We start from the raw sequence: 23,983 nt of genomic DNA, 5'->3' as shown, positions 1-23,983 counted from the left end.
GACGTCGGGTCAGCCGCGCAGCTGCTCGTACGCGGGCAGCGTCAGGAAGTCCGCGTAGTCCGCGTCGAGGGAGACCTGCAGGAGCAGGTCGTGGGCCTGCTGCCAGCGGCCGGCCGCGAAGGCCTCCTCGCCGAGCTCGGCGCGGATGGCGGCCAGTTCCTCGGCCGCGACCTTGCGGGCGAGGTCGGCGGTGGCGAGCTCGCCGTTCTCGAACACCACCCCCGCGTTGATCCACTGCCAGATCTGCGAGCGGGAGATCTCGGCGGTGGCCGCGTCCTCCATGAGGTTGAAGATGGCGACGGCGCCGAGGCCGCGCAGCCAGGCCTCGATGTAACGGATGCCGACCTGGACGGCGTTGCGCAGCCCGTCGTAGGTGGGCTTGGCGTCGAGGGAGTCGATGGCGATCAGGTCGCCCGGGGCGACGGACACGTCCTCGCGCAGCCGGTCCTTCTGGTTCGGCCGGTCGCCGAGGACCGCGTCGAAGGAGGCCATGGCGATCGGGACGAGGTCGGGGTGGGCGACCCAGGAGCCGTCGAAGCCGTCGCCCGCCTCGCGGTCCTTGTCGGCCTTGACCTTCTCGAACGCGACCTTGTTGACCTCGGCGTCCTTGCGGGACGGGATGAAGGCCGCCATGCCGCCGATGGCGTGCGCGCCGCGCTTGTGGCAGGTGCGGACGAGGAGTTCGGTGTACGCGCGCATGAACGGGGCCGTCATCGTCACGGCGTTGCGGTCCGGCAGGACGAACTTGGCGCCGCCGTCACGGAAGTTCTTGACGATGGAGAAGAGGTAGTCCCAGCGGCCCGCGTTGAGCCCGGCGGCGTGGTCGCGCAGCTCGTAGAGGATCTCCTCCATCTCGTACGCGGCCGTGATCGTCTCGATCAGGACGGTCGCGCGGACCGTGCCCTGCGGGATGCCGACGTAGTCCTGGGCGAAGACGAAGATGTCGTTCCAGAGGCGGGCCTCCAGGTACGACTCGGTCTTGGGGAGGTAGAAGTACGGGCCCTTGCCGAGCTCGATCAGGCGCTTGGCGTTGTGGAAGAAGTAGAGGCCGAAGTCGACCAGGGCGCCGGGGACCGGGCGGCCGTCGAGGCGCAGGTGGCGCTCCTCCAGGTGCCAGCCGCGCGGGCGCATCACGACGGTGGCCAGCTGGTCGGCGTCCTTCAGCGCGTACGACTTGCCCGACTTCGGGTCGGTGAAGTCGATCCTGCGCTCGTACGCGTCGATCAGGTTGAGCTGGCCCAGGACGACGTTCTCCCAGGTGGGGGCGGAGGCGTCCTCGAAGTCGGCGAGCCACACCTTCGCGCCCGAGTTCAGCGCGTTGATGGTCATCTTGCGGTCGGTCGGACCGGTGATCTCGACCCGGCGGTCGTTGAGCGCGGCCGGGGCGGGGGCGACCTTCCAGTCGCCGTCGCGCACGGAGGCGGTCTCGGGGCGGAAGTCGAGCGTGGAGGTGCGGGCGATCTCCTGGCGGCGCTCACGGCGGCGGAGCAGGAGCTCGTCGCGGCGGGGCGTGAACAGCCGGTGCAGCTCGGCCACGAACGCGAGGGCCGCGTCGGTGAGCACCTCGTCCTGCCGGGGCAGGGGCTCGGCGTCGACGATGGCCAGCGGGGACGGCGCTGGTGCGGACATGTGCTGTCACTCCTTCGCGGGCGGTGCCCTCACCGTCCGCCGGAAGTCAGAAATGGCACTCGGTGCCATGACCCCGGGATGCGACTGGGGGCGCCGTCTCTGTCATTCGGGCGCTTCTGAACAGTGGATACTAGTTTCCTCATAGTGGAAGTTCAATGGTTTGTTGATATCGAGATTCTCCGGGTCGACAGACCGTGGCGCTGGGTGCCACCGCGTTCACTCCAGGTGTACCGGAGGATCAGTCCAGGCGCCCGAGATCCGCCTCCGTGTCGATGTCGTACGCCTCGGCCACATCCCCGCACTCGACGAGCCTGATCTCCACTTCGTGCGCGGCGAGATAGGCGCGCGCCCCGCGGTCGCCGTGCGCGCTCGTCGCGACCGGCTGCCAGCGGTCGGCGCCGAAGAGCACCGGATGGCCGCGCTTTCCGTCGTACGAGGCCGCCGCGAGCGAGGCCGGTGAGCTGTACGCGGCTCTGACGCGCCCGATCGCCTCCGCGCCGATGCCGGGCTGGTCCACCAGGCTCACCAGGGCCGCCCCGGCTCCCGTGCCGGCCAGCGAGGCGAGGCCGGCGCGCAGGGAGGAGCCCATGCCCTCGGCCCACTCCGGGTTATCGACCAGTACGCAGCCGTCGAGGCGGGCGCGGGCCCGTACCTCCTCGGCGGCGGCGCCGAGCACCACGTGCACGGTGGTGCAGCCGCCCTCGCGCAGCATCCGTACCGCGTGCTCCACCAGCGGGCGGCCCCGGTGCGGCAGCAGGGCCTTGGGCCGGCCGCCGAGGCGGCGTCCGCCGCCGGCGGCCAGGAGCAGGCCCACGACCTGCGGTTCATCCTTTGTTGCTTCTGTCATGACCCCACGTATACCGAATGCTCCCGCCGAATTCCGTCGACACGGTGGCGCGCGCCGGGCGTGATGGCGTTAACTGACCCGCAACTCCCGTCAGTTGACCTTCGCTGACGGGCTGTGAGCACCGGCACCAAGATGTGTGTGGGGGAAGGAACTTTGTTGCGACGCGTGGAGCAGAGGCCCGTGACCGGCGGCGATGTGGATCCCAGGGTGGCGGGGCTGCGGGTCGCCGTGGCACGGCTGCGCCGGGAGCTGGCGGGGTACCCGGGGGAGTTTCCGGACCGGGCGGTCGCGGAGGACGAGCTCGCGGCGCTGGACGCGATGGCGGTGTCCGGCGCGCCGGAGGTCTTGCGGCTGCGCCGCTCGCTGCTGTTGATCGCGGGGTCGATAGGGTCGGTGAGCGCGCTCTCCGTGGCCGTGAAGGGGGTCCGGGAGGCGGTCGACTTATTCGGCGAGCCGACGCGCTGACGCGGTGCCCGGGGTTCGTCTGCGGGCCGGTGGGGGCTGGTCGGGCCCACGCGGCGGAGCCGCAAAGTGTGACAGCCCCGCGCCCCTTTGGTTCTTGTTTGTCTGCGGGCCGTCTTGGGTTGCTCGCGCAGTTCCCCGCGCCCCTAAAGATGCCGCTCCGCGGCAATCGCCCTGGGCGCCCCGGAGGGGCGCATTCAGGGGCGCGGGGAACTGCGCGAGCAACCCACCACAACCCGCAGAACCCTCAGCCCCCGCCCCGGTCGTCCTCCACCTCCGGTGGCAGTACGTCCTGCGGCGCGTTCTGGGCGAGCAGTGCGAAGAGCTCGGCCGCCGGGTAGGCGCGGTCCGCCTCGGCGCCCGTCGGGGCCGGGGCCGCCGGGATCAGGGTGTCCGAGGCGGGCGAGTGCAGCCAGACGGCGATCAGATGGACGGCCGGCAGGTGCAGCAGCCGCACCTCCGCGTCGTCCGGCTCACGCCCGGCGGCCTCCAGCGCGGCCGCCGTCCCGGCCACGAAGGGCCCGTAGTTGAGCTGGCTGAAGACATGGCCGCCCGCCTCGTCCCGTACCGTCTCGGCGAGCGCGACCGGCCCCGAGTCGTGCTGGACGAGATAGCGCCAGGCGACCGGCCGGGCCCGGTCCAGGCCGCCCGGCAGATCGGCGAGGCCGATCACGTACATCTGGAGCGGATGCGCGAGCCGGAGCTCGTCGGCCGTCGCGGGGAGCAGCGTCGCGGTGCGGACCCGGCCGAGGCCCGCGAGGAGCTCGACCCCGGCCTCGGCGGCCGAGCGCGACTCCTGGGGTGGCTGCGGTACGTGAAGCGCCATGGTCCGTCCCTATGCCCGGGTGTAGTAGCTGTGGGTCCAGGTTCCACTGCCCTGGTAGCTGGTGGCGAGCGTGTTGTAGACCTGGTCGGACCGGCCGTAGATCGGGTCGTCGACGGCCACGATCGCGTCCGAGCCGCTCAGCGGCGCGTCCACGCCCATCGCGGTGAGGAAGTGCCCGCCGCCGGTCGACCAGCCGATCCGGACGCACAGCGGGCGGCCCGCCTTGATCTCGGACTCCACGGTCGCGAAGTCCACCCGGTTGGAGACCATCCGGTCGAAGTGGCCGACGATCCTGAGCGGATTGTCCAGCGGCTGCTGCGAGTTGCAGCCCGCGCCGCTCGCCCCGCCGCCACAGCAGTCGGTGCGCCCGGTCTGCGAGTTGGCCACCGCGCACTGGGTCCAGGTGCTGCCCGCGTTGTAGAAGAGCGCGATGCTGGTCGACACGGCCGCCCAGCACCAGTTGGTCTGCTGCTGGTGCTGCATCGCGAAGGCGAGCCGGCCGCCGTCCCACAGCCGGTAGACCGGCTTGTCGTCCAGGACCGTGATGTCGGTGACGATGTGCAGCGGCGCGCCCCAGTCGACGGTGACCACGAAGCTCACCCCGTGGTTGGGGTCGTACGGCGGGGAGTGCGGGCTGATGTTGCTGACCCGCACCGGCGCCGCGCCCACGAACCGGGGGCTGTGCTTGAGGTCGTTGGGGTCGACGCTGTACTCGGAGACCGTGACCACCACCGTCGAGTCGTGGTCGATGATGCCCCAGTTGAAGTTCAGTGCGGTACGGCCCTGGAGGCCGGCCCAGTACTGACGTGCGGTACGCGGCATCGGCCCCCCTCAGCCGTTCTGGTACTCGATGGCGACCGGCGGGCCGTCCAGGACCGTGATGTCCGTGACGATGTGCAGAGGCGCGCCCCACTCCACGTTGACCGTGAACGTGACGCCGTGGTTCGGGTCGTAGGGCGGCGAGTGCGGGCTGATGTTCTCCACCGTGATCGTGGCGGCGCCGATGAACCGGGGGCTGTGCCGGGGGTCGTTGTTGTCCACGCTGTACTCGGACGCGGTGACGATCACCGTCGAGTCGTGGTTGATGATGCCCCAGTTGAAGTTGAGTCTGGTGCGTCCTTGCAGATTCCACCAGTACTGGCGGGCTGTCTGTGGCATACGGGGCCTCCGCGCGGGTCAGGCCGGACACATGCCGCATCCATGCCCGCCGCTATCGCCCGTCACGCGTGGGCGTAGACGAAATCAGCCCGGCTGCCTGATGAGCCGGCGCGCGCCGGCCGCCGCGACCGCCGCCGTGCGCGACTCCACTCCCAGCTTGGAGTAAATATGGACGAGATGGGACTTGACGGTTGCCTGGCTCAGGAAGAGCCGCTTGCTGATCTGCTGATTGGAGAGCCCCTCGCCGACCAGCTGCAGCACTTCGAGCTCCCGGCGGGTGAGCGCCTCGGCCGGGGTGCGCATCCGGTCCATCAGCCGGTGCGCGACCGCCGGGGCGAGCGCGGACTGCCCGGCCGCCGCCGTCCGTACGGCCGCCGCCAGCTCCTCCGGCGGCGCGTCCTTCAGCAGGTACCCGGCCGCGCCCGCCTCCACGGCCGCCAGGATGTCGGCGTCCGTGTCGTACGTGGTGAGGACGAGCACCCGGGGTGCGCCCGGCCGTGCGGTGATCGCGGCGGTGGCGGCCGAGCCGTGCATCCCGGCGCCGAACTGAAGGTCCATCAGCACCACGTCGAAGCCGTCCGAGGCCGCCAGCTCCACCGCCCGCTCGGCGGTCGCGGCCTCCCCGGTCACCGTGAAGTCCGGCTCGGTGTCGAGGACGGCCCGCAGCCCCGCCCGTACGATCGGGTGGTCGTCGGCGAGCAGCAGCCTGATCGGCGCCGTGGTCACACCGCACCCCGTTCCCGCACCGGCAGCGGCAGGGTGATCGCGACCGCCGTGCCCTGGCCCGGCGCCGACTCGACGCTCAGGGTGCCGCCCAGCGAGCGCGCCCGCGACCGCATCGCCGGGAGCCCGAAGCCGCCGCTGCCCGAGGGGCGCTCGCGGCCCGGGTCGAAGCCCTTGCCGTCGTCGACGACATCCAGTGCCACCGAGGTGTCCATGAAGCTCAGGGTGATCTCCGCGCGCCCGGCCGCCGCGTGCTGGACCGTGTTGGCGAGCGCCGACTGGGCGATCCGCAGCAGCGCGACCTCGTACGGCGTCGGCAGCTCGACCGGCGTGCCGCTCACCCCGAACCGCACGGCCGGGCCGGGCGTCGAGGCGCACAGGCGCTCCAGGGCGCCGGGCAGCGAGGCCCGCTCCAGCCCGGGCGGGGTCAGCGCCCGGACGAACCGGCGGGCCTCCGCCAGGTTGTCCTGGGCGGCCGCGCGGGCCTGCTCGACGTGGGCGCGGGCCGGGTGGTCCGCCGCGAGCGCGCGCTCGGCGGCCCGCAGCAGGAGCTGGATGGAGGACAGGCCCTGGGCGAGGGTGTCGTGGATCTCCCGGGCGAGGCGCTCGCGCTCGGCGAGCGTGCCCGCCGCGCGCTCCGCCCCGGCGAGCTCGGCGCGGGTCGACACCAGCTCCTCGATCAGCTCGCGCCGCCGCTCGCTCTCGCGGTACAGCGCGTCGTAGCCGAGGACGGTCGCCACCGCCACGGCCGCGCCGAGCGGCGGCCCGATGAAGGTGCCGGGAGTGATCTGCTCACCGTGAAGCAGGAAGCTCGCGATGGCCGCGCCCGCAGTCGCCGCCACGGCGGGCAGGCCCCAGCGCTGCGGCAGCAGGTGGAGCTGGAGGAAGTAGAGGGGGAAGGCCACCCACAGGGCGTCCGGCGACAGCGCGAGCAGCACCAGCCAGACGGCGCAGAGCGCGCCGAGCCACCCGGCGCCCGCGCGGGTGCGGGGCCGCACGGTGGGCGTCAGCACCCCTGCCGCGTACACCGCCGCCATCGCGCCCACCGCCGCCAGGGCTGCCGCGTCGCCCACCGCCCGTACCGCGACGAGCGCGAGCAGCCCGGTGAGCAGCGCGTGCAGACACAGGCGCGGCAGCCGGGCGGCCGGGGTGTGGGGGCGGGAGTCCATAGGCCTTCCAGCGTAAGCGGGCCCGGCCCCGGCCCGGTCAACCGAAAGTTTGATGTGCGGATACATCCTTCGATCCGGTCGAAGTGTGCTGTGGCGCGATGTCCCGGCGGGCCCGGGCCGGAAGGCTGGAGCCATGTTCGTCGCATGGAGAGACCTCCGGTTCGCCAGGGGCCGGTTCGCGCTGATGGGCACGGTGGTGGTGCTCATCACCCTGCTCGTCGGCCTGTTGTCCGGGCTGACCGCCGGGCTGGCCCGGGACAACACCTCGGCCGTGGCCGGGCTGCCCGCCGACCGGCTCGCCTTCGCGGCGCCGCCCGGCGGCCGGGCGGTGTCGTTCACGAGCTCGGTGCTCGGCCCGTCCGTCTGGGAGGGGTGGGGGCGGACGCCCGGGGTGCGCGGCGCCGAGCCGGTCGCGATCTCCACGGTGAACGCGAAGGCAGGGGAGCGGACGGAGGCGGTGTCGGTGTTCGCCGTCCGCCCCGGTTCGGGTCTTGCTGCGGTACGGGAGGGGGGCGTGGTGCTCTCGCGGGGCGCGGCGGACAAGCTGCGGGCGGCCGAGGGGGACACGGTCACCGTCAACGGCCGCGCGCTGAGGGTCTCGGCGGTGCGCGGCGAGGACGCGTACAGCCACACGCCGGTCGTCTGGACGGCGCTCGCGCCCGGGGCCCCGGCGACCGTGGTGGCCCTGACCCTCGGCGACGGCGTGGATCTCGCGGCGGCGGACCGGGCGCTCGGCACCACGACCCGCACCCTGGACGGTGCGCTCTCGGCGCTCCCCTCCTACCGGGCCGAGAACGGCTCGCTCCAGCTGATGCGCGGCTTCCTCTTCGTCATCTCGGCGCTGGTGGTGGGCGCGTTCTTCACCGTGTGGACGATCCAGCGCAGCGGCGACATCGCGGTCCTCAAGGCGCTCGGCGCGTCCACGCCCTACCTCCTGCGGGACGCGCTGGGGCAGGCGGTGCTGATGCTGTGCGCGGGGACGGCCGCCGGGACGGGGCTCGCGGCGGCGGTCGGCGGGCTCGTCGAGAACGCCGTGCCGTTCGTCCTCGACGTACGGACCACGCTGGTGCCCGCGCTCGTCCTGATCGGCCTCGGCGTGCTCGGCGCCGGCCTGTCCATCCGGCGGATCACCGCCGTCGACCCGCTGACCGCGCTGGGGAGTGCACGATGACCGCGCCGCTGTTCCTGGACTCCGTGACGCTGACGTACCCGGACGGCGACGGGCGGCTCACCGCCCTCGACGAGGTGTCCCTGACCGTGCCGCCCGGCACGCTGACGGCGTGTGTGGGGCCGTCGGGGTCGGGCAAGTCCAGTCTGCTCGCGGTGGCGGCGACGCTGATCACGCCCGACCGGGGCCGGGTGGTGCTCGCCGGGGCCGAGACGGGGGAGCTGAGCGCGGCCGAGCGGGCGGCGCTGCGGCGCGAGCGCGTGGGGATCGTCTTCCAGCAGCCGAATCTGCTGCCCTCGCTGACGGCCGCGGAGCAGCTTCAGGTGATGGCGCATCTGGCCGGCCGGGCCCCTGGGGCTGCCCGCGCGCGAGCCCTCGAACTGCTGGACGCGGTCGGTCTCGCGGACCGGGCGGACCGGCGTCCGCACCAGCTGTCCGGGGGGCAGCGGCAGCGGGTGAACATCGCTCGGGCGCTGATGAACTCGCCGTCGGTGCTGCTGGTGGACGAGCCGACCAGTGCGCTCGATCACGCCCGGGGGGCGGCTGTCCTGGACCTGTTGGTCCGGCTCACCCGCGAGCGGGGGACTGCGACGGTGCTGGTCACGCATGACGTGGCGCATCTTGAGCGGGTGGATCACGTCGTGGAGATGGCGGACGGCAGGTTGGGTGCGGGGCGCGCGGTCGCCTGACGGTCCCTCCGGGGAGGGGCGGGTTCTTTGTCTGCGGGCTGGTGGGGGCTGGTCGCGCAGTTCCCCGCGCCCCTGAGAATGCCGCTGCGCGGCAATCCCCGGGGCGCCCCGGAGGGGGCTTTCAGGGGCGCGGGGCGGTGACATGTGCGGCTCCGCCGCGCGGGCGCGACCAGCCATCCACCGGGCCTCACCCGAACCGCTCAGCCCTGCCCCGTGTTCGCCAGCGCAGCGGAGAGTTCCTCCGCGATCCCCTGCAGGATCGGGACGATCCGATCCGTCGCCGCCTCCGTCACGCGGCCCGCCGGGCCCGAGATGGAGATGGCCGCGGCCGTGGGGGAGTTCGGCACCGGCACCGCGAGGCAGCGGACTCCTATTTCCTGCTCGTTGTCGTCGACCGCGTACCCCGCCTGCCGCACCTGCTCCAGCGCGTCGAGGAAGCCCTCGGGCGTGGTGATGGTCTTCTCGGTCGCGGCGGGCATGCCGGTACGGGCGAGCAGCGCCCGGACCTCCTCCGGCGGGGTGTGCGCGAGGAGCGCCTTGCCCACGCCCGTGGAGTGCGGCAGCACCCGCCGGCCCACCTCGGTGAACATCCGCATCGAGTGCTTCGAGGGCACCTGTGCCACGTACACGATCTCGTCGCCGTCGAGCAGCGCCATGTTCGCGGTCTCGCCGGTCTCCTCGACCAGGCGGGCCAGATACGGCCGCGCCCAGGTGCCGAGCAGCCGCGAGGCGGACTCGCCGAGGCGGATCAGGCGGGGGCCGAGCGCGTACCGCCGGTTGGCCTGCTGGCGTACGTAGCCGCAGGCCACCAGCGTGCGCATGAGGCGGTGGATGGTCGGCAGGGGCAGGCCGCTGCTGGCGGAGAGCTCGCTGAGGCCGACCTCGCCCCCGGCGTCGGCCATCCGCTCCAGGAGGTCGAAGGCGCGCTCGAGGGACTGGACGCCACCGCTCGCGGCGGATGGCTTGGAGGCGTCGGTGGTGCTGGCGCTGGACGTCGGCACGGCGCGGTCCTTTCAGCTGGCAGGCGAGGCAGCAGCCTACCTGTGTGTTCTTCGCCGTACAGTGCGTACGTGGGGCGTCCTTGCCGGTCAGAGCGGGTTTGTCCGTTCCGGTGGGGCACCCCGTGGCGATAGCTACATTCTGGGAAGCGAAAGTCTAATTCCATTGTGTGGAAACCTCCAAGACCCACGCCGTCGGCCACCGTGGGAGCCCGGACACCCTTGACGGCTCCGCGCCCGGCGTGAAGACTCCTTCAACAGTTCGTTGAAATTCGACTGGCTGGATTCCATCGCGGAAGTTCCAGGCGGAAGTTCCATCGCGGAAGTGAGGGCTCGGGTGTCCGACGTCAACCTGGTACTGCGCTCGTCGCGCGTCATCACGCCCGACGGCACCCGCCCCGCCTCGGTCGCCGTCGCCGGCGGCGTGATCGACGCGGTGCTGCCGTACGACGCCGAGGTGCCCGCCGGGGCGCGCCTGGAGGACTTCGGCGACGACGTGCTGCTGCCGGGCCTCGTCGACTGCCACGTGCATGTGAACGACCCCGGCCGCACCGAGTGGGAGGGCTTCTGGACCGCCACCCGGGCCGCGGCCGCGGGCGGCATCACCACTCTCGTCGACATGCCGCTCAACTCGCTGCCGCCGACCACCACCGTCGCCAACCTGCGCGTCAAGCAGGACGTCGCCCGCGCCAAGGCGCACGTGGACGTCGGCTTCTGGGGCGGCGCGCTGCCGGACAACGTCAAGGACCTGCGGCCGCTCCACGACGCCGGAGTCTTCGGCTTCAAGGCGTTCCTCTCGCCCTCCGGTGTGGCGGAGTTCCCCGAGCTGAACCAGGACCAGCTGGCCCAGTCGCTCGCCGAGATCGCGGGCTTCGACGGGCTGCTGATCGTGCACGCCGAGGACCCGCACGAGCTGGCGGCCGCGCCGCAGACGCCCGGCCCCAAGTACACCGACTTCCTGGCCAGCCGTCCGCGCGTCTGCGAGAACACCGCCATCGAGTCGCTGATCGCCGCAGCCAAGCGGGTCGGCGCCCGGGTGCACATCCTGCACCTGTCCTCCTCCGACGCGCTGCCGGTGATCGCCGCCGCCAAGCGCGAGGGCGTGCGGCTCACCGTGGAGACCTGCCCGCACTACCTCACGCTCACCGCCGAGGAAGTCCCGGACGGCGCGAGCGAGTTCAAGTGCTGCCCGCCGATCCGCGAGGCCGCCAACCAGGACCTGCTGTGGGCGGCGCTCGCCGACGGCACTGTCGACTGCATCGTCACCGACCACTCGCCGTCCACCGCCGACCTCAAGACCGAGGACTTCGCCACCGCCTGGGGCGGCATCTCCGGCCTCCAGCTGAGCCTCTCGGCCGTCTGGACGGAGGCGCGCAGGCGCGGCCACACCCTGGAGGACGTGGTGCGCTGGATGTCCTCCGCCACCGCCTCGCTCGTCGGCCTGGAGCGCAAGGGCGCCATCGAGGCCGGCCGCGACGCCGACTTCGCGGTCCTCGCCCCCGACACGACCTTCACCGTCGACCCCGCCGAACTCCAGCACCGCAACCGCGTCACCGCGTACGCGGGCAAGACCCTGCACGGTGTCGTCAGGTCGACCTGGCTGCGCGGCGAGCGCATCCAGGAGAACGGCACCCCCACCGAGCCCACCGGCCGCCTGCTCGAAAGGAACAACTGACGCCGTGAGCGCGCTGCATTCCATTGCCCTGGCTTCCTTCACCGGTGACGCCAGCCCCTACGGGGGCGGCGACCCGTACGCGGACTACCGCACCGCCGACTTCCCGTTCACGCACTACGCCGACCTCGCCGACCGGCGCCTGGGCGCCGGTGTCGTCGCGGCCAACGACGAGTTCTTCGCCGAGCGCGAGAACCTGCTGAAGCCCGAGGCCGCCGAGTTCGACCCCGAGCACTTCGGCCACAAGGGCAAGATCATGGACGGCTGGGAGACCCGCCGCCGCCGCGGCGTCTCGGCCGCACAGCCGCACCCCACCGACGAGGACCACGACTGGGCCCTGGTGCGCCTGGGCGCCCCCGGTGTCGTCCGCGGCATCGTCGTCGACACCGCCCACTTCCGCGGCAACTACCCGCAGGCCGTCTCCGTCGAGGCCACCTCCGTCGCGGGCTCCCCGTCGCCCGAGGACCTGCTCGCCGACGACGTGAAGTGGGTGACCCTGGTACCCCGTACGGCGGTCGGCGGCCACGCGGCCAACGGGTTCGCCGTCGACGTCGAGCAGCGCTTCACACACCTGCGCGTCAACCAGCACCCCGACGGCGGCATCGCCCGGCTGCGGGTGTACGGCGAGGTCGCCCCGGACCCGCGGTGGCTCGCCGCCCTCGGCACCTTCGACCTCGCGGCCCTGGAGAACGGCGGCCAGGTCGAGGACGCCTCCGACCGCTTCTACTCGCCCGCCACCAACACCATCCAGCCGGGCCGCTCCCGCAAGATGGACGACGGCTGGGAGACCCGCCGCCGCCGCGACAAGGGCAACGACTGGATCCGCTACCAGCTGGCGGCGCACTCCGAGATCCGCGCGGTCGAGATCGACACCGCCTACCTCAAGGGCAACTCGGCGGGCTGGGCGGCGCTCTCCGTGCGTGACGGCGAGTCGGGCGAGTGGGCCGAGATCCTGCCCCGCACCCGTCTCCAGCCCGACACCAACCACCGGTTCGTCCTCGACGCCCCGGCGGTCGCCACGCACGTACGCATCGACATCTTCCCCGACGGCGGCATCTCCCGCCTGCGCCTGTTCGGCTCGCTGACGAGCGACGGCGCGGCGCGGCTGAACGCCCGCCACCAGGAGCTGGGCGGCTGACGACACCCGCCCACGCGCGGGGCGCTCCGGCCGACAGCACCGGAGCGCCCCGCGCCCTTGGGGGGCGCGACCGGCCACAGACCCCCGCAGCCGAAAGTCTCGGACCGTACGACTTTGGTAGCGCACCCCGGCCGGAACCGGATCCCGCGCCCCTGACCTGCGTAGCGTTGGTGGCATGACACCCGCTGGTCCCGAGTACCGCTGGCTGCTGCCGTCCGCCGTCGTCGCCCCCGAACTGCCGGGCGACCGGTCCGACCGGAGCAGGCCGCGCCGTACCGTACGGGACTGGGTCGTCGACACGCTCGCCTTCGTCTGTGCCGCCGCCATCGGGCTGCTCGCCACCGACGCCATGAAGACCCCCGGCTACTCCGAGGCCGTCCAGGCGATCGACCTGCTGGCGGGTGCCCTCGCCAGCTGCACGGTCTGGCTGCGCCGGCGGTGGCCCGTGGGGCTCGCCTCGGGGCTCGTCGTCGTCACCATCGCCGAGCCGGTCGCCTCCGGCGCGCTGCTCGTCGCCCTGTTCAGCCTGGCCGTGCACCGGCCCCTCAAGCCCGCCGTCGCCGTAGTCGGCGCCGCCGCCGTGCTCAGCTCGGTGCTGCAGCCGTTCGTGCGGCCCGACCCGCACACGGGCGTGCTGGCCAACGCGGTCACCGGCACCGTGATGATCCTCCTCGTCATGGGCTGGGGCATGCTCGTACGCGCCCGGCGCCAGCTCGTCGCGGCGCTGCGCGAGCGGGCCGTGCGCGCCGAGGAGGAGGCCGCCCTGCGGGCCGAGCACGCCCAGCGCCTGGCCCGCGAGGCCATCGCCCGCGAGATGCACGACGTCCTCGCCCACCGGCTCACCCTGCTCAGCGTGCACGCGGGCGCCCTGGAGTTCCGCCCGGACGCGCCCCCGGCCGAGGTCGCCCGCGCCGCCGGGGTCATCCGCGACAGCGCCCACGAGGCCCTCCAGGACCTGCGCCAGATCATCGGCGTGCTGCGCAGCCCCGACGAGGGCGCCGAGGACCGGCCCCAGCCGACGCTCGCCACCCTGGACGCGCTGATGGCCGAGTCCCGCGAGGCCGGGATGAAGGTCACCCTGGACAGCCGGATCGGGGATCCCGCCACGGTCCCGGCGGCCACCGGGCGCAACGCCTACCGCATCGCCCAGGAGGCGCTCACCAACGCCCGCAAGCACGCCCCCGGCGCCGAGGTCGCCGTGACCGTCACCGGCCGCCCGGGCGACGGACTCACCGTCGAGGTGCGCAACCCGGCACCCGTCGGCGACGTACCGGAGGTGCCCGGGTCGGGGCAGGGGCTGATCGGGCTGACCGAACGCGCCACACTCGCGGGCGGCCGGCTGGAGCACGGGCCCACGCCCGGTGGCGGGTTCGAGGTCCGCGCCTGGCTACCGTGGGCCTCATGACCATCCGGCTGCTGGTCGTCGACGACGACCCCCTCGTCCGCGCGGGACTCACCTTCATGCTCGGCGGCCGTGACGACCTGGAGATCGTGGGGGAGGCCTCCGACGGCTCCCAGGTCGAGGAGCTGGCCGACCGGCTGTGCCCGGACGTGGTCCTGATGGACATCCGGATGCCGAACGTCGACGGGCTCACCGCCACCGAGTCCCTGCGCGCCCGCTCCGACGCCCCCGAGGTCATCGTCCTGACCACCTTCCACGCCGACGAGCAGGTGGTACGGGCGCTGCGCGCGGGCGCCGCCGGGTTCGTCCTCAAGGACACCGCGCCCGCCGAGATCGTCGCCGCCGTACGCCGGGTGGCGGCGGGCGAACCGGTGCTCTCCCCGGCCGTCACCCGCCAGCTGATGCGGCAGGTGGCGGGCGCGCCCGAGGACGCGGGAGAGGGCCGGGCGGCGCGGGCCCGGGCACGGATCGGCCAACTCGCCGAGCGGGAGCGGGAGGTGGCGGTCGCCGTCGGCCGCGGCCTGTCCAACGCCCAGATCTCGGCCGCCCTCTTCCTCAGCGTGCCCACCGTGAAGACCCATGTCTCCCGCGTCCTGGCCAAGCTCGGCCTCAACAACCGTGTCCAGATCGCGCTCCTGGTGCACGACGCCGGACTCCTCGACGACGAGGGCGACGTACGCTGAAACGAGCCGACGCCAGGGGGAAGAGGAGCCGTGCCGCTCGTCGATCTGCGGGACCACGAGGCTTCACCGCCAACCCGTATCCGTACTACGCCAAGCTGCGCACCGAAGGCCCCGTGCACCGCGTGCGCACCCGTGAGATGGACGAGGTCTGGCTGGTCGTCGGGCACGACGAGGCGCGGGCCGCGCTCGCCGACCCGCGGTTCTCCAAGGACTGGCGCCAGACCGGCGACTGGGACTATGCGTCCACCGCGGTCAGCCACAACATGCTGGAGACGGACCCGCCGCACCACACCCGGCTGCGCCGACTGGTGGCGCGCGAGTTCACCCCGCGCCGCATCGAGGCGCTGCGCCCGCGCGTCCAGGAGATCACCGACCGGCTGCTCGGCGCCATGCTGGCCGCGCCCGGCCGCACCGCCGACCTGATGGACACGCTGGCCTTCCCGCTGCCGATGACCGTGATCTGCGAACTGCTCGGCGTGCCCGACCTGGACCGGGAGACCTTCCGCAGACTCTCCAACGAGGCCGTGGCCCCCACCCAGAACGACGGGAAGAACTCCTCGGTACGGGAGATGGGCGCCTACCTCGCCGAGCTCGTCGAGGACAAGCGGTGCGACGGGCCCGCCGACGACCTGATGAGCGCGCTCATCCGCACCGGACACGAGGACGGCGACAAGCTCTCCCCGGACGAGCTCATCGGCATGGCCTTCCTGCTCCTCGTCGCGGGCCACGAGACCACGGTCAACCTCATCTCCAACGGGGTGCGGGCGCTCCTGGGGCACCCTGAGCAACTCGCCGCGCTCCGCGCCGACTTCGACGGGCTGATCGACGGCGCCATCGAGGAGATGCTGCGCTACGACGGCCCGGTGGAGACGGCCACGTACCGCTTCACGCGCGAGAGCGTCGAGTACGGCGGCACCGTCATCCCGGCCGGGGCGCCCGTGCTCGTCGCCCTCGCCTCCGCCGGGCGCGACGCGTCCCGCTACCCCGACCCGGACCGCTTCGACATCCGCCGCGCCCCGCAGAGCCACCTCGCGTTCGGGCACGGCATCCACTACTGCCTGGGCGCCCCGCTCGCCCGGATGGAGGGCCGCATCGCGGTCCGTACGCTCCTGGAGCGCGCCCCGGGCCTCGAACTCGCGGCGGACGAGGCGTCGTTGGAGTGGCTGCCCGGGATGCTCATCCGGGGGGTGCGCCATCTGCCGGTGCGCTGGTGACGTGCGGCTTTGGCGGTGCCGCGCTCACGCCTTGCGGGCGGCCGCCGCCCTGCGGCGGTGCTCGCCGCGCAGCACCAGCCCCGGCCATTCGTCGCCGTACGCGCCGCACACCGAGACCGACCACAGCGACCACTGCTGCGGCACCGAGTAGTACGGCACGAGCAACCGCGCGGTGCGCAGCCGGGACACCTTCACCGGGACCAGCGCGGGCAGCACGTCCGGCTGCTGGCCCGCCAGGATCGCCTTGCGGCAGGACGCGCAGGCGGGCCTGCGGTCGGCCGCCGCCTCACGCGGCCCGGTCCGGCGCCGGGCCCGCTGCCGGTGCTGCTTGCGCGGCGGCGGGCCGGTGTGTTCGACGGCCGCGTGCAGCGGGTTGTAGTAGCAGCGCTCCGGCGCCCTGGGTTCCGGTTGCCCGGCGCGGCGCGCGTGCAGGGCCGCGAACCGTACGAGCGCGCGCTCGGCGAGCACCGCCGCGGCGGCGAGGTCCGGCAGGTCCGCGGCCTCGTCCAGCAGCTTGCCCGCCGCCTGGAACGCGTCGAGCACCCAGGTGTAGTCGCGCTCGGCGGGCGCGTCGAAGCCGGGAGTGGGGCCGTCCTCGCTTCGCTCCACCGGGAGTTCGGCCGCGCGCAGCACCTCGCCCACGGCCGTGACCCGGGCCGACACCAGCCGCTCAAGCCGCTCGCGGGCCGTCTCCCACTCGTCCAGGACCCGCTGCTGCTCCTCCTTCGACGGCTCCCACCGGCGCCCCTCGGGCGCGGCCGGACGCACCATTCCCAGGAACCACCAACGCATCGGCACCGCACCTCCCCTCGCTGCGACCAGGGTAGAAGCCCCCCAAGCTACTGGAGAGTTAAGGTGAGCCCGCTCACTCGGCCCCCTGAAAGGACCCGCGTTGACCAGCAACGCCATTGAGGACGCCATCGTCGACCTCGCCGCCCTCGGCGAGGACTTCACGCGTGACCCGTACCCGGTCTACGCCGAGCTGCGCGAGCACGGACCGGTGCACCGCGTCCGGATGCCCGAGGGCGCGGACGCCTGGCTCGTGGTCGGGTACGAGGCGGGGCGCGCCGCGCTCGCCGACCCGCGGCTCTCCAAGGAGTGGCGCAACGCCGCGCCCGGCCTCGGGGTGAAGCCGGTCGCCTCCGGCACCACCATGCTCAGCTCCGACGCGCCCGTCCACACCCGGCTGCGCAAGCTGGTCACCAGGGAGTTCACCCCGCGCCGGGTCGAGAGCATGGCGCCGGGCATCCAGCGGACCACCGACGGGCTGCTCGACCGGATGCTCCAGGAACCGGGCCGCCGGGCCGACCTGGTGGAGGCGCTCTCCTTCCCGCTGCCGATCACCGTCATCGGCGACCTGCTCGGGGTGCCCGCCCTCGACCAGGACAGCTTCCGCGAGTGGTCCAACGCCTCCGTCTCGGCGCCCGCGCTGGCCGACCGGATGGCCGCGGCCAAGTCGATGTCGGAGTATCTGACCGCGCTCCTCGCCGCCAAGCGCGAGCAGCCCGGCGACGACCTGATGAGCGCGCTGATCACCACGGCCGACGAGGACGGCGACCGGCTCTCCGGCCCCGAACTGCTCGGCATGGCCTGGCTGCTCCTGGTCGCGGGCCACGAGACGACCGTCAACCTGATCTCCAACGGGGTCCTGGCGCTGCTCAGCAACCCGGAGCAACTGGCCGACCTGCGGGCCGACTTCGACGGGCTGATAGACAACGCGGTGGAGGAGATGCTGCGCTACGACGGCCCGGTCGAGACCCCGACGTATCGTTTCACCACCGAGCCCGTCGACATCGGCGGCACGGTGGTCCCCGGCGGCGGACAGCTCGTCCTCGTCGCGATGGCCGACGCCAACCGCGACCCGGACAAGTACGCCGAGCCGTCCCGCTTCGACATCCGGCGCGACCCGCGCGGCCATGTGGCCTTCGGCCACGGCATCCACTACTGCCTGGGCGCGCCGCTGGCCCGCCTGGAGGCGCGGATCGCGATCCGCTCGCTCCTTGAGCGGTGCCCGGGCCTGGCGCTCGACATCCATCCGGCGGCGCTGACCTGGCGGTCGGGGATGCTGGTGCGCGGCCCGGAGAGCCTGCCGGTCAGCTGGTGAACCCCGGCCGCCGGGCGCTCATCCGGTGAACTCCGCGAGGGCGACCGGGCGGCGCTCGTGCCGGGAGCGCTCGCACGCCTCCGCGACGCGCAGCGCGTGCAGGGCCTCCCGGCCGTCGCAGGGGTTCGCCAGCTCGCCCCGTACCACCCGTACGAAGGCGTCGAGCTCGGCCCGGTAGGCGGGGGCGAAACGCTCCAGGAAGCCGGGCCAGGGGTCGGCGGCGGGCCCGGGCGCGCCGGGCTCGGCCGAGGTCAGCGGGGTGCGCTCGCCGAGACCGACGGCCAACTGGTCGCGTTCCCCGGCCAGTTCCATCCGTACGTCGTACCCGGCGCCGTTGCACCGCGTCGCCGTCGCCGTGGCGAGGGTGCCGTCGTCGAGGGTGAGCAGGGCCGCGGCCGTGGCGACGTCCCCGGCCTCGCGGAACATCGCGGGCCCGGCGTCCGAGCCGGTCGCGTACACCTCGGTGACCTCACGGCCGGTCACCCAGCGCAGGATGTCGAAGTCGTGGACCAGACAGTCCCGGTAGAGCCCGCCGGAGAGCGGCAGATACGCGGCGGGCGGCGGCGCCGGGTCCGAGGTGATCGCCCGCACGGTGTGCAGCCGCCCCAGCCCGCCGTCCCGTACGCGCTCGCGGGCCGCCGCGTACCCCGCGTCGAAGCGCCGCATGAATCCGATCTGGAGGACCGTTCCCGCGCTCTCCACCTCGTCGAGCGCCGCCAGCGTCCCGGCCAGGTCCAGGGCGATCGGCTTCTCGCAGAAGACGGGGAGCCCCGCGCGGGCCGCGCGGGCGATCAGGCCGGCGTGCGCGGCGGTCGCCGAGGCGATCACCACCGCGTCCGGGCCGGCCGCGAAGAGCTCGTCGACCGTGGCGGCCGTGGCCCCGGTCCGCGCGGCGGCCGCGGCGGCCCGCGCGGGGTCGGCGTCGGCGACGACGAGCTCGGTGACCGAGGGATGTCGGGCCAGCACCTCCGCGTGGAAGGAGCCGATACGTCCCGTTCCGATGAGTCCGATGCGCATGGCCAAAAGGTGACGGCGCCCGGTCGTCCTGTCAAGAGTTTGTCCTGACAATCAGACTTCACGACTTCCCGTCAACATGGCCCGAGCACTACGCTCACCTCGTGTCCAAGCAGCCCAGAACCGCGCCGGATCCCGCCGTGCCGCTCCAGCTCAGCGTGGACCGCACCAGCCCGGTCCCGCTCTACTTCCAGCTGTCCCAGCAGCTGGAGGCGGCCATCGAGCGGGGCACCCTCACGCCCGGCAGCCTCCTCGGCAACGAGATCGACCTCGCGGGCCGCCTCGGCCTGTCCCGCCCCACCGTCCGCCAGGCCATCCAGGCCCTGGTCGACAAGGGCCTGCTGGTGCGCCGCCGGGGGGTGGGCACCCAGGTGGTGCACAGCCAGGTCAAGCGCCCGCTGGAGCTGAGCAGCCTCTACGACGACCTGGAGGCGGCCGGGCAGAAGCCCGCCACCAAGGTGCTGCGCAACACAGTGGAACCGGCCACCGCCGAAGTGGCGGCGGCGCTGGGCGTGCCCGAGGGCGACGACGTCCATCTGGTGGAGCGGCTGAGGTACGCCCACGAGGAGCCGATGGCCCAGCTGCGCAACTACCTGCCGGGCGGGCTGCTCGCGCTCGACACCGTACAGCTGGAGGCCACCGGCCTGTACCGGCTGATGCGCGGCGCGGGGATCACCCTGCACAGCGCCCGGCAGTCGGTCGGGGCGCGGGCCGCGACGGCCGCCGAGGCCGAGCTGCTCGCCGAGACCGAGGGGGCTCCGCTGCTGACGATGCAGCGCACCACGTTCGACGACACCGGGCGGGCCGTGGAGTTCGGCACGCACGTCTACCGGGCGTCGCGGTACGCCTTCGAGTTCCAGCTGCTGGTGCGGCCGTGACCCGGCGCGGGAGCGGGCCGGGTAAGAATGTTCGGACAAAGTATTGACGTGTCCGTCCGTGCGCCGCTACTGCTATCTCCCGGGGGACAACCCCCGGACCCCCAGCCGGAAAAGCAGGCCATTCCACGGGAGCAGTAACCCACGTGCCGCGTAGCGCGGCCGGGACGGAAGGCGGACCCCATGCGCATACCCCGCACGGCAGCCACGGCGACGGCGGTGGTCGCGGCCCTCGCACTCGCGGTCGCTGGATGCAGCAGCTCGGGCGGCAAGAGCTCCGAGGAGAAGACGCAGGACGCCGGGGGCGGCGGCAAGGGCGTCTCCACACCCCGGATGAAGATCGCGATGATCACCCACTCGGGCGAGGGCGACACCTTCTGGGACATCGTCCAGAGCGGCGCGAAACAGGCCGCCGCCAAGGACAACGTCGACTTCCTCTACTCGGCCGACAAGGAGGGCCAGCAGCAGTCGCAGCTGATCCAGGCGGCCATCGACCAGAAGGTCGACGGGATCGTGGTCACCCTGGCCAAGCCCCAGGCCGTCCAGGACGTCGTCAAGAAGGCGGTCGCGGCGGGCATCCCGGTCGTCACGATCAACTCCGGCGCCCAGTACTCCAAGCAGCTCGGCGCGATCGGCCACATCGGGCAGGACGAGGGCGTCGCCGGCGAGGCGGTCGGCGAGCAGCTCAACGCGAACGGCAAGAAGAAGGCCGTCTGTGTGATCCACGAGCAGGGCAACGTATCGCTGGAAGAGCGGTGCGCCGGGGTGAAGAAGACCTTCAAGGGCTCGGTGGAGAACCTGAACGTCGACGGGACCAACACGCCCGCCGCCACCTCCTCCATCGAGGCGAAACTCCAGGCCGGCAGGGACATCGACGCGGTGGTCACGCTCGGCGCGCCGATCGCGGCCGCCGCGGTCAAAGCCAAGGGCGACGCGGGCAGCTCCGCCGAGGTCGACACGTTCGACCTCAACGCCGCCGTGATCAAGCAGTTCAAGGCCAAGGAGATCGGCTTCGCGGTCGACCAGCAGCCCTATCTCCAGGGGTATCTCGCGGTCGACGAACTGTGGCTCCTGAAGTCCAACGGAAATGTCGTCGGCGGCGGCAGGCCGGTCCTCACCGGCCCCGCGATCGTCACCGAGAAGGACGTGCCGGCGCTCGAGAAGTACACCGCTCGCGGTACCCGATGATCCGCCGCCGACCTCACGTGACCCATACTTGGGCGGCCGGGGCAGGTCCGCACCAGTCCCGGACGCACCTGGGAGTACAGCAAGAGGAGCACGGCGTCGTGGCAAGGGTTCGGACAGGGGTACGCGCGATCGGCGCGGTGCTGGCGGCGGTGCTCGGAGCTTCCCTGGTGGGATGCAGCAGCACCGGGGGCAAGCGCGCCGAGGACGCGCGCAAGGCCGCCACCGCCCAGGGCAAGGCGGCGGTGAACACCCCCCGCTGGAAGATCGCCATGATCACCCACTCGGGCGACGGCGACACCTTCTGGGACATCGTCCAGAGCGGCGCCAAGCAGGCCGCCGTCAAGGACAACATCGACTTCCTGTACTCGCACAGCGACCAGGGGCAGCAGCAGGCGCAGTTCGTGCAGGCGGCCATCGACCAGAAGGTCGACGGGATCGTCGTCACGCTCGCCAAGCCGGACGCGATGAAGGACGCCGTCGCCAAGGCCGTCAAGGCCGGCATCCCGGTGATCACCGTGAACTCGGGCTCCGAGAAGTCCAAGGAGCTCGGCGCGCTCACCCACATCGGCCAGGACGAGACCATCGCGGGCGAGGCCGTCGGCGAGGAGCTCAACAAGCGCGGCAAGAAGAAGGCGCTCTGCGTCCTGCACGAGCAGGGCAACGTCGGCCACGAGCAGCGCTGCGCGGGCACCAAGAAGACCTTCAAGGGCGATCTGCAGAACCTCTACGTCACCGGCACCAACATGCCCGACGTCCAGTCCTCCATCGAGGCCAAGCTCCAGGCCGACAAGTCCATCGACTCCGTGGTCACCCTCGGCGCGCCGTTCGCGGACACCGCCGTCAAGGCCAGGAACTCCGCGGGCAGCTCCGCCGAGGTCGACACCTTCGACCTGAACGCCAAGGTCGCCTCCGAGCTCAAGGACGGCACCCTCGGCTTCGCCGTCGACCAGCAGCCCTACCTCCAGGGGTACGAGGCCGTGGACCTGCTCTGGCTCTACAAGTACAACGGCGATGTGCTCGGCGGCGGGCTGCCGGTGCTGACCGGACCTCAGATCATCACCAAGGACGCCGCCGCCGAGCTGGAGGAATACACGAAGCGGGGGACCCGATGACCGCCACAGCGCCAGCGCCCGCGTCCGCCAAGGACGAGCGGCTGATCCACCGGTCCGTGCTGCGCAAGCTGCTCGGCCGCCCGGAGCTCGGCTCGGTCGTCGGCACCATCGCCGTCTTCGTCTTCTTCTCGATCGTCGCGGACAGCTTCCTGCGAGCCTCCAGCCTCTCGACCGTGCTGTACGCGGCGTCGACCATCGGCATCATGGCGGTGCCGGTGGCGCTGCTGATGATCGGCGGCGAGTTCGACCTGTCGGCCGGTGTGCTGGTGACGACGTCGGCCCTCGTCTCGTCGATGTTCAGCTACCAGATGACGGCGAACGTCTGGGTGGGCGTCGGGGTCTCGCTGCTGACCACGCTCGCCCTCGGCGCCTTCAACGGCTTCATGCTGACCCGTACCAAACTGCCCAGCTTCATCATCACGCTGGGCACCTTCCTCATGCTGACCGGTCTCAACCTCGGCTTCACCAAGCTGATCAGCGGCACGGTCTCCACGAAGTCCATCTCCGACATGGAGGGCTTCGGCTCCGCGAAGAAGGTCTTCGCCTCCCAGCTGAGCGTCGGTGACGTCGACCTCAAGGTCACCATCCTGTGGTGGTTCGGTCTGGTCGCGCTCGCCACCTGGATCCTGTTGCGCACCCGCTTCGGCAACTGGATCTTCGCGGTCGGCGGCGAGGCCGACGCGGCCCGCGCGGTCGGCGTACCGGTCTACAAGACCAAGATCGGCCTGTACATGGGCGTGGCGTTCGCCGCCTGGATCTCCGGCCAGCACCTGCTCTTCTCGTTCGACGTCGTTCAGTCCGGCGAGGGCGTCGGCAACGAGCTGATCTACATCATCGCGGCCGTCATCGGCGGCTGTCTGATCACCGGCGGCTACGGCTCCGCGATCGGCTCGGCGGTCGGCGCGTTCATCTTCGGCATGACCAGCAAGGGCATCGTCTACGCCGAGTGGAACCCGGACTGGTTCAAGTTCTTCCTGGGAGCGATGCTCCTTCTGGCCACCCTGCTCAACGCATGGGTGCGCAAGCGGGCGGAGGCGACGGCATGACGGACGCGACCCTGACCAAGAGCACCGGGAGCAGCGAGAGCGCCCTCGTGGAGCTCGACGACGTCAGTAAGTACTACGGCAACATCCGCGCCCTCGAAGGCGTCTCCCTGGAGGTCCACGGCGGCGAGATCACCTGCGTCCTGGGTGACAACGGCGCCGGCAAGTCCACCCTCATCAAGATCATCGCGGGGCTGCACCGGCACGACGCCGGCGCCTTCCGCATCGAGGGCGAGGACGTCTCGCTCGGCAACCCGCGCGAGGCGCTCGACCGGGGCATCGCCACCGTCTACCAGGACCTCGCGGTCGTCCCGCTGATGCCGGTGTGGCGCAACTTCTTCCTCGGCTCCGAGCCGACCAGGGGCGCGGGCCCCTTCAAGCGCCTCGACGTCGACCTGATGCGCCGCACCACCCACGCGGAGCTGCTGCGCATGGGCATCGACCTGCGCGACGTGGACCAGCCCATCGGCACCCTGTCGGGCGGCGAGCGCCAGTGCGTGGCGATCGCCCGCGCGGTCTACTTCGGCGCCAAGGTCCTGGTCCTGGACGAGCCCACGGCGGCGCTCGGCGTCAAGCAGTCCGGCGTGGTGCTCAAGTACGTGGCGGCCGCCCGGGACGCGGGCCTCGGCGTGGTCCTCATCACGCACAACCCGCACCACGCCTATCTGGTCGGCGACCGCTTCGTCCTGCTCAAGCGCGGCACGATGACCGGCAGCCATCTGCGCAGCCAGATCACCCTGGACGAGCTCACCCGCCAGATGGCGGGCGGCAGCGAGCTGGAGGAGCTCAGCCACGAGCTCCAGCGGGCCCCGGAGCCGGACCTCGGCGCCCGGCCCGCCGACACCGCCACGTAACGGCCGGGGCGGGCG

Annotated in this window: 24 protein-coding genes; 14 read left to right on the top strand and 10 right to left on the bottom strand. The window is 72.4% G+C overall.

Annotated features, from left to right (window positions below; translation table 11 throughout):
* Positions 1-9: 9 nt before the first annotated feature.
* Both aceB and AB0G17_RS12735 read right to left on the bottom strand, forming a co-directional pair.
* Positions 10-1,629: a malate synthase A gene (gene aceB, locus AB0G17_RS12740; protein WP_361380008.1), complete on the bottom strand. Its 1,620-nt coding sequence runs from the start codon at positions 1,627-1,629 to the stop codon at positions 10-12.
* Between the two features lie 238 nt (positions 1,630-1,867).
* The gene (locus tag AB0G17_RS12735; protein ID WP_361380005.1) at positions 1,868-2,476 is read right to left on the bottom strand and encodes a nucleotidyltransferase family protein; all 609 of its coding nucleotides are present in this window, start codon (positions 2,474-2,476) and stop codon (positions 1,868-1,870) included.
* A gap of 153 nt (positions 2,477-2,629) precedes the next feature.
* Between AB0G17_RS12735 and AB0G17_RS12730 the strand changes: the two genes are divergently transcribed.
* A complete protein-coding gene (locus AB0G17_RS12730; RefSeq protein WP_361380002.1) occupies positions 2,630-2,941 on the top strand; it encodes a DUF5955 family protein in 312 nt (103 codons plus the stop codon).
* A 244-nt stretch (positions 2,942-3,185) separates the two neighbouring features.
* On the opposite strand, the gene AB0G17_RS12725 is transcribed toward AB0G17_RS12730, so the two are convergent.
* The 5 genes from AB0G17_RS12725 to AB0G17_RS12705 all read right to left on the bottom strand — a co-directional run bounded on the left by AB0G17_RS12725 (position 3,186) and on the right by AB0G17_RS12705 (position 6,814).
* Complete coding sequence (locus tag AB0G17_RS12725) at positions 3,186-3,764, bottom strand: hypothetical protein (protein WP_361380000.1); 579 nt, start codon at positions 3,762-3,764, stop codon at positions 3,186-3,188.
* 9 nt (positions 3,765-3,773) lie between these two features.
* Positions 3,774-4,586: a papain-like cysteine protease family protein gene (locus AB0G17_RS12720; RefSeq protein ID WP_361379997.1), complete on the bottom strand. Its 813-nt coding sequence runs from the start codon at positions 4,584-4,586 to the stop codon at positions 3,774-3,776.
* Positions 4,587-4,595: 9 nt separating this feature from the next.
* A complete protein-coding gene (locus AB0G17_RS12715; protein WP_361379994.1) occupies positions 4,596-4,922 on the bottom strand; it encodes a hypothetical protein in 327 nt (108 codons plus the stop codon).
* An 84-nt stretch (positions 4,923-5,006) separates the two neighbouring features.
* The gene (locus AB0G17_RS12710) at positions 5,007-5,648 is read right to left on the bottom strand and encodes a response regulator transcription factor (RefSeq protein ID WP_361379991.1); all 642 of its coding nucleotides are present in this window, start codon (positions 5,646-5,648) and stop codon (positions 5,007-5,009) included.
* Positions 5,645-6,814: a sensor histidine kinase gene (locus tag AB0G17_RS12705; RefSeq protein WP_361379988.1), complete on the bottom strand. Its 1,170-nt coding sequence runs from the start codon at positions 6,812-6,814 to the stop codon at positions 5,645-5,647. Before AB0G17_RS12705 ends, AB0G17_RS12710 begins: the two co-directional genes overlap by 4 nt.
* Positions 6,815-6,947: 133 nt before the next feature.
* Between AB0G17_RS12705 and AB0G17_RS12700 the strand changes: the two genes are divergently transcribed.
* Both AB0G17_RS12700 and AB0G17_RS12695 read left to right on the top strand, forming a co-directional pair.
* Positions 6,948-7,985, top strand: a complete 1,038-nt coding sequence (locus tag AB0G17_RS12700) for an FtsX-like permease family protein (protein WP_361379985.1) — start codon at positions 6,948-6,950, stop codon at positions 7,983-7,985.
* Entirely contained in the window at positions 7,982-8,671 is a 690-nt protein-coding gene (locus tag AB0G17_RS12695) for an ABC transporter ATP-binding protein (RefSeq protein WP_361379982.1), read from the top strand. Before AB0G17_RS12700 ends, AB0G17_RS12695 begins: the two co-directional genes overlap by 4 nt.
* 200 nt (positions 8,672-8,871) lie before the next feature.
* Here AB0G17_RS12695 and AB0G17_RS12690 read toward each other — a convergent pair whose 3' ends face one another.
* Positions 8,872-9,672: an IclR family transcriptional regulator gene (locus AB0G17_RS12690; RefSeq protein WP_361379979.1), complete on the bottom strand. Its 801-nt coding sequence runs from the start codon at positions 9,670-9,672 to the stop codon at positions 8,872-8,874.
* A gap of 334 nt (positions 9,673-10,006) precedes the next feature.
* Between AB0G17_RS12690 and allB the strand changes: the two genes are divergently transcribed.
* The 5 genes from allB (at position 10,007) to AB0G17_RS12665 (ending at position 15,778) form a co-directional block, all read left to right on the top strand.
* Entirely contained in the window at positions 10,007-11,344 is a 1,338-nt protein-coding gene (gene allB / locus AB0G17_RS12685; protein ID WP_361379976.1) for an allantoinase AllB, read from the top strand.
* 4 nt (positions 11,345-11,348) lie between these two features.
* The gene (gene alc, locus AB0G17_RS12680) at positions 11,349-12,479 is read left to right on the top strand and encodes an allantoicase (protein WP_361379973.1); all 1,131 of its coding nucleotides are present in this window, start codon (positions 11,349-11,351) and stop codon (positions 12,477-12,479) included.
* Between the two features lie 175 nt (positions 12,480-12,654).
* Positions 12,655-13,884, top strand: coding sequence for a histidine kinase (locus tag AB0G17_RS12675; protein ID WP_361379970.1), 1,230 nt, complete (start codon positions 12,655-12,657; stop codon positions 13,882-13,884).
* Complete coding sequence (locus tag AB0G17_RS12670) at positions 13,881-14,564, top strand: response regulator transcription factor (RefSeq protein ID WP_361379967.1); 684 nt, start codon at positions 13,881-13,883, stop codon at positions 14,562-14,564. The genes AB0G17_RS12675 and AB0G17_RS12670 overlap by 4 nt, the downstream gene beginning before the upstream one ends.
* A 122-nt stretch (positions 14,565-14,686) precedes the next feature.
* A complete protein-coding gene (locus tag AB0G17_RS12665; RefSeq protein ID WP_361379964.1) occupies positions 14,687-15,778 on the top strand; it encodes a cytochrome P450 in 1,092 nt (363 codons plus the stop codon).
* A 24-nt stretch (positions 15,779-15,802) separates the two neighbouring features.
* Here the strand turns inward: AB0G17_RS12665 and AB0G17_RS12660 are convergent, their stop codons facing one another.
* Positions 15,803-16,570 (bottom strand): hypothetical protein, encoded by a 768-nt coding sequence (locus AB0G17_RS12660; RefSeq protein WP_361379961.1) that lies wholly within the window; start codon positions 16,568-16,570, stop codon positions 15,803-15,805.
* 100 nt (positions 16,571-16,670) lie between these two features.
* Between AB0G17_RS12660 and AB0G17_RS12655 the strand changes: the two genes are divergently transcribed.
* The gene (locus tag AB0G17_RS12655; RefSeq protein WP_361379958.1) at positions 16,671-17,882 is read left to right on the top strand and encodes a cytochrome P450; all 1,212 of its coding nucleotides are present in this window, start codon (positions 16,671-16,673) and stop codon (positions 17,880-17,882) included.
* Between the two features lie 18 nt (positions 17,883-17,900).
* Here AB0G17_RS12655 and AB0G17_RS12650 read toward each other — a convergent pair whose 3' ends face one another.
* Positions 17,901-18,899: a Gfo/Idh/MocA family oxidoreductase gene (locus tag AB0G17_RS12650; protein WP_361379955.1), complete on the bottom strand. Its 999-nt coding sequence runs from the start codon at positions 18,897-18,899 to the stop codon at positions 17,901-17,903.
* A gap of 155 nt (positions 18,900-19,054) precedes the next feature.
* Between AB0G17_RS12650 and AB0G17_RS12645 the strand changes: the two genes are divergently transcribed.
* From AB0G17_RS12645 to AB0G17_RS12625, 5 genes are all read left to right on the top strand, one after another.
* Complete coding sequence (locus AB0G17_RS12645) at positions 19,055-19,774, top strand: GntR family transcriptional regulator (protein ID WP_361380598.1); 720 nt, start codon at positions 19,055-19,057, stop codon at positions 19,772-19,774.
* A gap of 180 nt (positions 19,775-19,954) precedes the next feature.
* Positions 19,955-20,959: a sugar ABC transporter substrate-binding protein gene (locus tag AB0G17_RS12640; protein ID WP_361379952.1), complete on the top strand. Its 1,005-nt coding sequence runs from the start codon at positions 19,955-19,957 to the stop codon at positions 20,957-20,959.
* A 128-nt stretch (positions 20,960-21,087) separates the two neighbouring features.
* Positions 21,088-22,071 carry a sugar ABC transporter substrate-binding protein gene (locus AB0G17_RS12635; protein WP_361380595.1) on the top strand — a complete coding sequence of 328 codons (984 nt, stop codon included), beginning with the start codon at positions 21,088-21,090 and terminating at the stop codon, positions 22,069-22,071.
* Entirely contained in the window at positions 22,068-23,117 is a 1,050-nt protein-coding gene (locus AB0G17_RS12630) for an ABC transporter permease (RefSeq protein WP_361379949.1), read from the top strand. The genes AB0G17_RS12635 and AB0G17_RS12630 overlap by 4 nt, the downstream gene beginning before the upstream one ends.
* Positions 23,114-23,968 (top strand): ATP-binding cassette domain-containing protein, encoded by an 855-nt coding sequence (locus AB0G17_RS12625; RefSeq protein WP_361379946.1) that lies wholly within the window; start codon positions 23,114-23,116, stop codon positions 23,966-23,968. Before AB0G17_RS12630 ends, AB0G17_RS12625 begins: the two co-directional genes overlap by 4 nt.
* Positions 23,969-23,983 lie beyond the last annotated feature (15 nt).

The sequence above is a fragment of the Streptomyces sp. NPDC023838 genome (assembly GCF_040639555.1).
Lineage (GTDB): Bacteria > Actinomycetota > Actinomycetes > Streptomycetales > Streptomycetaceae > Streptomyces.
Note: the sequence above shows the minus strand (reverse complement) of the source record. Positions and strands in the feature narration are given on the sequence as shown.

Excerpts from the sequence above, each read along its gene's own strand:
- aceB (WP_361380008.1), bottom strand. The coding sequence starts at position 1,629 with ATGTCCGCACCAGCGCCGTCCCCGCTGGCCATCGTCGACGCCGAGCCC.
- AB0G17_RS12735 (WP_361380005.1), bottom strand. The coding sequence starts at position 2,476 with ATGACAGAAGCAACAAAGGATGAACCGCAGGTCGTGGGCCTGCTCCTG.
- AB0G17_RS12725 (WP_361380000.1), bottom strand. The coding sequence starts at position 3,764 with ATGGCGCTTCACGTACCGCAGCCACCCCAGGAGTCGCGCTCGGCCGCC.
- AB0G17_RS12720 (WP_361379997.1), bottom strand. The coding sequence starts at position 4,586 with ATGCCGCGTACCGCACGTCAGTACTGGGCCGGCCTCCAGGGCCGTACC.
- AB0G17_RS12715 (WP_361379994.1), bottom strand. The coding sequence starts at position 4,922 with ATGCCACAGACAGCCCGCCAGTACTGGTGGAATCTGCAAGGACGCACC.
- AB0G17_RS12705 (WP_361379988.1), bottom strand. The coding sequence starts at position 6,814 with ATGGACTCCCGCCCCCACACCCCGGCCGCCCGGCTGCCGCGCCTGTGT.
- AB0G17_RS12700 (WP_361379985.1), top strand. The coding sequence starts at position 6,948 with ATGTTCGTCGCATGGAGAGACCTCCGGTTCGCCAGGGGCCGGTTCGCG.
- AB0G17_RS12695 (WP_361379982.1), top strand. The coding sequence starts at position 7,982 with ATGACCGCGCCGCTGTTCCTGGACTCCGTGACGCTGACGTACCCGGAC.
- AB0G17_RS12675 (WP_361379970.1), top strand. The coding sequence starts at position 12,655 with ATGACACCCGCTGGTCCCGAGTACCGCTGGCTGCTGCCGTCCGCCGTC.
- AB0G17_RS12670 (WP_361379967.1), top strand. The coding sequence starts at position 13,881 with ATGACCATCCGGCTGCTGGTCGTCGACGACGACCCCCTCGTCCGCGCG.
- AB0G17_RS12660 (WP_361379961.1), bottom strand. The coding sequence starts at position 16,570 with ATGCGTTGGTGGTTCCTGGGAATGGTGCGTCCGGCCGCGCCCGAGGGG.
- AB0G17_RS12650 (WP_361379955.1), bottom strand. The coding sequence starts at position 18,899 with ATGCGCATCGGACTCATCGGAACGGGACGTATCGGCTCCTTCCACGCG.
- AB0G17_RS12640 (WP_361379952.1), top strand. The coding sequence starts at position 19,955 with ATGCGCATACCCCGCACGGCAGCCACGGCGACGGCGGTGGTCGCGGCC.
- AB0G17_RS12630 (WP_361379949.1), top strand. The coding sequence starts at position 22,068 with ATGACCGCCACAGCGCCAGCGCCCGCGTCCGCCAAGGACGAGCGGCTG.
- AB0G17_RS12625 (WP_361379946.1), top strand. The coding sequence starts at position 23,114 with ATGACGGACGCGACCCTGACCAAGAGCACCGGGAGCAGCGAGAGCGCC.